The following is a 7,027-nucleotide window of genomic DNA, read 5'->3' as shown; positions in this document are numbered from 1 at the left end:
AAAATTGCACTAGCTTTTGAAAATAACAAAATTATACCAGCTAACTACTTAAATAAACAACAAGCAAAAGGAAATGTTTGTCTTTCAAATAAGTCAAAAAAAGACCCTCATAAAATGAGAGTCTAAAATTATCTGATGCTAAAAAGAATATTTACTGTAATCGCAGTCTTACAAACGAACACGAACGGCGTTGGCGTGTGCTTTTAGTTCTTCAGCTTCTGCCATTTCTATAACAGTTTGCCCAATCTGACCCAAACCTTCTTTTGTGAGCGACTGAAAAGTAATTTTTTTGACAAAACTATCTAAAGAAACTCCACTATATGCTCTTGCATGTCCGTCTGTTGGAAGTGTGTGATTAGTCCCTGAAGCATAATCTCCTACCGATTCTGGTGTATAATTTCCTAAAAATACAGAACCTGCATTAATAATATGTTCGGCTGCTTCTTCTGGATTTTCTAAGGCAATAATTAAATGTTCGGGAGCATAAAAATTACTCAAGTCTAAAATCTCTTGTCTGTTTTTGAGTACTACAAAACGGCTATTCTCCAATGACTTTTGAGCAAATTCTTTTCTTGGGAGTGATTCTAACTGCTTTTCTACCTCTGTTTTGATTTGGTTGGCAGTTTCTGTATTATCTGTAACCAAAAGTACTTGGCTATCTTTTCCGTGTTCGGCTTGTGAGAGCAAATCAGCAGCTACAAAACTAGGTTCGCATGTTCTATCTGCCAAAACAGCTACCTCTGAAGGACCTGCTGGCATATCAATCGCTATACCTTCGTTTTGAATAAGCTGCTTGGCTACAGTTACATACTGATTTCCCGGACCAAAAATTTTATATACTTTAGGTACAGATTCTGTTCCATAAGCCATCGCACCAATCGCCTGTATTCCTCCAATTTTGAAAATATCGGTTACACCTACCAAATGAGCAGCATAGAGAATGGCAGGGTGTATTTTTCCTTCTTTGTTGGGAGGAGAACACAAAACAATATTCTTACAGCCTGCAATTTTGGCTGGAATGCCAAGCATCAGAACAGTTGAAAAAAGAGGTGCAGTTCCACCAGGAATATACAAACCCACTTTTTCAATACCTACACTTTTTCTCCAACATGTAATTCCTTTAGTAACTTCAATTTTCTTTATCTCTTCTTTTTGGCTCTGATGAAATGCTAAAATATTTTGGTAGGCTTGATTAATCGCTTTTTTCAGAGCTTCTGAAACATTTTTTTCGGCTTCTTCAAGCTCCTTTGCTCCTACTCTAAAGTTTTGCAATTCTATTTTATCAAATTCTTTTGTGAATTTTGTAATAGCTGTGTCTCCATCTGTTTTTATAGCTTGTAAAACACTTTGAACTTGCGATTCAATTTGTTTTAAAGAAAAAGTCGGACGAGTACAAATAGATTCCCACTCGTTGCGAGCAGGCTGATTATATATTTTCATCTTTGGGTATAAATACTATTTTTGAGTAGTTGTAAAAAGAAATGAATCTTTTGACAAACGATAATGTTGGGCAAAATTAGGCATGAAGTTATTTTTTTACAAAGAAAACTCTAATTTTTTACTCTTGTATTGAAAAAACTATTGTTAAAACTTAAGCCTTACTAAACGATACATTTTTTTTCCCCTAGCAAACAATATTAACTCATTTTCTAATGTTTGAAAATATATTTTAGGATATATGTGTGTACTTTCTTTTTTATTTTGAGTAAGGAGAATATCCCTTTCATAAACACCTTGTTTATTTATGCTCAATAGAGTAATGGCGTGTTCTTTGTCTATTCCATATCCATTTCTGTTTGCTCCTGTCTCATATTCGTATAGTTTGTCTTTATCCTTAATTAAGGTATTTTTAGCATTATCATTAAAGACTAAGTATAACATTTCATTGTGATATATAACAGAATACATATCTGGGGTTAAGAATCCACTATTGTTTTTGTCATATTGAAAATGACCACTAGGATATACACTACCACCATTTGTAGTTTGAGATAATGGAATTTTTTCATTCCAAATTGTCTTACCTTCTGCAGAGAGGTTTATGACAATAATATCTTTACAAGTTTGAACAGGAGCTTCAGAAGGTGAGAAACGAGGCAAAGTAGTTTTACTTCCATCTGAGTTTAAAATAATCTTTTTATCTTTAGATGAACTCATAGTTTCCCCATAATTATTACTTTGATATTGAGCTGTAATAAAAACACCACCATCTTCTTTTGCAATAACTTTCCGAATATAATAGTTTTCTAAACTAATATCTTTTCCTTTAGCTATCTGTTTAGACAAGCGATTTGCTGTCCACTCACTTTCATTTTTTGAAATAAACTCCAAATCAAATTCTTCGAAACTCTCACCTTGTTTAGTTCCTGTTTTGCTATCAAGTCTCAAAAAATAAACACCATCCGTAGGAAAATGCATTCTGTTTGTTAGAACTTCTCTATTTTTAACCACTATAAGTGCCTTGTAGTCATTAGCGTATAATGCTGTACAGATTATATCTTGGTTTGTATTAAGCATTATATTCAAATCTGTAAAGTATTTTTCTTTTGGTATTTCATATGTCTTGTGAATAGAACCATTATTAAATATACTTGTAATAATGTAATTGCTTTTGGGTTCTTTACGAATCTTTTTTTCTGGGTTAATCTTCTCTCCTAAAATATGTGTATTGCCAAAGTCATCTACTAGAATTGTCTGGTGCTTATACAAATAATTGGTATAGTTAAGTTCTATTTCCTTTTCCCAAATCACATCAAGTGAAGAGGTAGTGTACACTTGAGAAGTAATTTTATATACATCTTTCTTTTTATTAGTAGAGTAGGAAATAGCAAGTTTGGAATTGTCTGGGGAAATAGAAATACGAAACGGACTATCCTCATTGATTAGTTCATCAGATGATACAGATGTTAACTTTACTAATTTTGAGTCTAACTTTAGGGAGGCTTTATCTACTTCTTGTATGAAAAGCGAATGCTGATTCTCTTTCTTATTTGTAATACTTGAAAATACATATAGTTTGTTATTAATATGCTCAATAGAAACATATTCTTGTCCTTCTTGAGTAAACTCTATAGCTATAGAACCTATAAAGTTCATGTCTTTATCATATTTTTCTATATATCTACTTAAGTTGGATATAACACCTTTAATGCCCTTTTCTTTTATTTTATAGGCATAATAACCATCTTCAGAACGTATAATATTCGTGAATGCTTCATAGTTAGTAGTTTCTGCTTCTTTACTGTAATTAATTTTTACAGATTCGTTACTTACTTGTCCTAAAACGGTAAAGCTATATAAAATTAGTGAGAGAAATAAACAAAAAAACTTCATACGGATTAAATAATGATTGGAAAACAATTGCTACATAGTTTATGTAGCAGTTTGCAAAACTACAATTTTTTATACTAAAGTTATTTTTGATGATATGATAATTCTAGATTTTCTTGTATTACCTTTATCCTAATAGTTTCAGAACTATCTAACGTTTAGTATTATTCATATTACAGAACACACATATTTTGAAAAACAAATCTTTTATTCTCTTTCTACTGGCAGCAGCTAATTTCACTCATATTATGGACATTATGATAATTATGCCTTTGAGTGATAGACTAATGAAACTTTTTGATATAGTACCACAGCAATACACACTTTTGGTTTCGGCTTACTCGTCGTGTGCTTTTGTGGCTGGACTTTTGGGCGCAGTATATTTAGACAAGTTTGATAGAAGAACAGCATTTTTGTTTGTTTATGCAGGCTTTGCAGTGGCTACTTTTACTTGTTCTTTTGTTCCTAACTTTTATTTTTTCTTGATAGTTAGGGGAATAGCAGGTTTTTTTGGTGGAATAATAGGCGCATTGGTTTTGGCAATCGCCAGTGATTTGTTTGCAGCTAAAGAACGTGGAAAGGCAGTAGGAATGATTATGATGGCATTTTCTGTGGCTTCCGTAATTGGTGTTCCGACAGGCTTGTATTTAGCTATAAAATTTAACTGGCACGCTCCTTTTCAGCTTTTGGGAGCATTGAGTTTTATTATTTGGATAATCTCTTTCAAATATATCCCTTCTCTACGTATTCATTTGGACAATCAGGCAAAAGCTGATGCAGCAAGCGGACACATAGAAACTCGCAAAGAAGCATTACTAAAATTATTGAACTCTAAAAATGCTCGTATTGCGTTACTACTAACATTTACACTTGTGGTAGGACAGTTTATGATAATTCCATTCATAACTCCTTATATGATTCGAAATATTGGCTTCGAAGAGTCTCAAATTACCCTTATTTATTTCATTGGTGGAGGTTTTACCATTTTTACTTCTCCTTTTTTTGGACGTTATGTCGACCGTTTTGGAGCAAGAAGGATGTTCAATATTATTTTGCCTATTTCATTTGTGGCTGTGGGGTTGCTTACACATCTAAACGTAATTTCGGATAGCGTTCCTGTTTGGGTGGCTCTTTGTGCTACTACGTTCTTTTTTGTTTTTGGAAGTGGACGAATGGTGCCAGCGCAGACGCAGCTTACTATGGCAATTCCAAGCAGTAGAAGAGCAAGTTTTATGAGCTTAAACTCTTCTGTACAACAGTTAGGTTCAGCAATGGCTTCTATAATTGGTGGTTTTATTGTTATTGAAGCCAATACACCTACGAAAGAACTGGTTTATTATAACTGGGTAGGCGTTTTGGCTGTCTGTATTGGTGTGAGTGCGCTTTTTGTTTTTCCTTTGATAAAATCTGTGAAGGACTAATTTCAATAAAAAGTTGAAAATTAACAATTAAAAATTCTTCAAATAGTTGATTTATGAATTTCTATTACAAAAAAATTACTTTTCTTCGTATTTTACATTGTCAAACTCTACTACTTGTTCGCCACAAGTAATCATTCCTATTTTTTCAACTTTTTTAAACGAAACATAGTCTGTCAATACTTTTCTGTCGTTTACAAAAAAGGATAGTTTTCCTTCTCCCAAATGTTTGATAACAAGATGGTAGGTGTCTTCTCCTTTGCTTACAAATCCACTAGGAGTGTAGTTAGAAGAATATGTGATTTTGTTGTCCTGACCTACAATTTTGAAAACCACTTTTCCTGTATTGCTTATCATAAACTGCCCCATTTCGCCGTATGTAGAAATGAACAAAATACCAAAATCTTTGCTTTCCCCTTCTTTCCAAGTAACGTCTGCACTAAGTTCCCAATTCTCATCTTCTCTGATGTCTGGTAAAAAGGCATCCGAACGGTGGCAATATTCCTCTTCTTGATGCGACATCACAAACTTTCCATTTTGTGTAGAAAAATTGTAATTAAATTTATTTTCTACATCCCAATTAGAGAGCATCTCACTGGTAGGATTTTCAAAAGATTCTTGAAGAATATATTCTCCAGTATCATCGTTCCTAACACTAATTCTTTCAAAGCCTACCGTCTGACGGTCGCAAAGTCTAAAGCCAACATAATAAAAACTAAAGGGAGCTAAATTTCCTTTTCTTACAAATTTATCGTCTATAAAGTAATTGTATTTTCCATCTCTAACTTCAATACGCTGCGTGTGAGTGTCAGATTTGTCTGTAAATATTTTATAGTTCCAATCATTGTCGGTGTATTTGTCATAATGACGAACTGAAACATTTGTTTTTCCTTCCTTTGTTAGTGAAAAGACCATAAAGTTATCGTTATTATTGACAAGGTTTATTCCATACGTGCCATAAGAACCATTTTTCCAGTTGCTTTTTGCCTCAACAGTATAGTTTTTGGGAAATGTTATTTTAGGGCTGCTATTCCAGTAACACCATTCATCAATATTGTTTTCATAGACAAACTCTCCATTTTCAATGCTCTTTTTATATTTAAAATCTTCTTCATTTATAAAAACACTTTGCCCAGTTTCAAAATCTTCTATAAAGGAAAACAGAACAGGAGCTGGGCGTAAAAAATAATATGCCACAGAAGCTCCTATAATAAAAAATACAAAAACAGTTATGTATAATCTTTTTTTGTTGGCTTGTCTAGCGAGTTTCTCTTGTGTACTTTTCTCTATTTCTTCTTGTCGTATTTTTTGATAGATTTTCTCTACATCTTCTTTCTCTAACGAAGTCATTTCAGCCAATGCTTCTTTGGTAGCATCTCTAACTGATGCATCGTTTTGATGACTTTTTAGTTCTTGGTCTTTATCAAAAACTTGTTTTTTCAAGCGTTCTAAAATACGTTCTTCTAGTTTTTTTTGTTCATTTCTTGAATCTGCCATTTTTGTCGTAATTATAATTGATAGATAAATTTGTAGTATTCAAAATACGAAATAATCTATAAAAAAACGAAACCCCAAAAGTCACTTAGGACTTCTAGGGTTTGTACATAACTGGTTGGTATATTATTTTTTTAATTTAGAGAAGCTACAAATACTTGTTTTTCAATCTGTAAGGAAATAGGAGTTTTGTTTTGAAGATTATCTCCTACTGGGCAGCGTCTTTCAACTTCTTGTAGCCATCCTAAAAGTTCTATGTCAGTAGCCGAAGTTTGAGGTTTTAGACTGACTTCAATACGCTGAAAACCAGCACGCTCTTCTGTCTGTTCTCCAAAAAGTCGTGCAGGGTTAAGGTTTCCAGAAACATTAATCTCTAATTTTTGAAGGTCAATGTTTAACTCTTTGGCTACAATATGAGCTACCACATTGAGGCAGCCTGCATAACCAGCCAAAATATATTCGACAGGATTTGGATATTGATTTGTGCCTCCTAGTTCGATAGGTTCGTCTATTGTAAGGTCAAACTGACGACTTTTGCCTTTAAATTTAGCTGCACTTTGATTAATTCCCTGAAATGAGAAAGAAAGTATAGACATATTTTTGTAAATTTGTAATGAATAAATGGATTAAGAAAAACGAAATTGCCGTTTCGTTTGTAAAAACTGTTTATCAAAACCTTGTTTTCTAACCAAAACAAGGTTTTTTTATATCTCGTCCAAGCATTTTGCTTGGACGCTCTTTTTTGTAAGCATATGCTTACGAAAGGTTCAGCACAAGATGGAATC

5 protein-coding genes are annotated in these 7,027 nt (G+C 33.0%); 1 reads left to right on the top strand and 4 read right to left on the bottom strand.

Annotated elements, in window-relative coordinates; translation table 11 throughout:
- Positions 1-168: 168 nt before the first annotated feature.
- Both hisD and QZ659_RS19640 read right to left on the bottom strand, forming a co-directional pair.
- The gene (gene hisD / locus QZ659_RS19645; protein WP_291728661.1) at positions 169-1,440 is read right to left on the bottom strand and encodes a histidinol dehydrogenase; all 1,272 of its coding nucleotides are present in this window, start codon (positions 1,438-1,440) and stop codon (positions 169-171) included.
- 144 nt (positions 1,441-1,584) lie between these two features.
- Positions 1,585-3,333: a hypothetical protein gene (locus tag QZ659_RS19640; protein ID WP_291728659.1), complete on the bottom strand. Its 1,749-nt coding sequence runs from the start codon at positions 3,331-3,333 to the stop codon at positions 1,585-1,587.
- A gap of 188 nt (positions 3,334-3,521) precedes the next feature.
- Here QZ659_RS19640 and QZ659_RS19635 point away from each other — a divergent pair, with 188 nt between their 5' ends.
- Complete coding sequence (locus QZ659_RS19635; protein ID WP_291728657.1) at positions 3,522-4,751, top strand: MFS transporter; 1,230 nt, start codon at positions 3,522-3,524, stop codon at positions 4,749-4,751.
- 75 nt (positions 4,752-4,826) lie between these two features.
- Here the strand turns inward: QZ659_RS19635 and QZ659_RS19630 are convergent, their stop codons facing one another.
- Both QZ659_RS19630 and QZ659_RS19625 read right to left on the bottom strand, forming a co-directional pair.
- On the bottom strand, positions 4,827-6,245 hold the full coding sequence (locus QZ659_RS19630) for a hypothetical protein (RefSeq protein WP_291728655.1): 1,419 nt from the start codon (positions 6,243-6,245) through the stop codon (positions 4,827-4,829).
- Positions 6,246-6,376: 131 nt separating this feature from the next.
- Complete coding sequence (locus tag QZ659_RS19625; protein WP_291728653.1) at positions 6,377-6,838, bottom strand: OsmC family protein; 462 nt, start codon at positions 6,836-6,838, stop codon at positions 6,377-6,379.
- Positions 6,839-7,027: the final 189 nt, after the last annotated feature.

This window comes from Bernardetia sp. (assembly GCF_020630935.1).
GTDB lineage: Bacteria > Bacteroidota > Bacteroidia > Cytophagales > Bernardetiaceae > Bernardetia.
The sequence above is the reverse complement of the archived record's forward strand: the minus strand, read 5'-3'. Positions and strand labels throughout refer to the sequence as shown.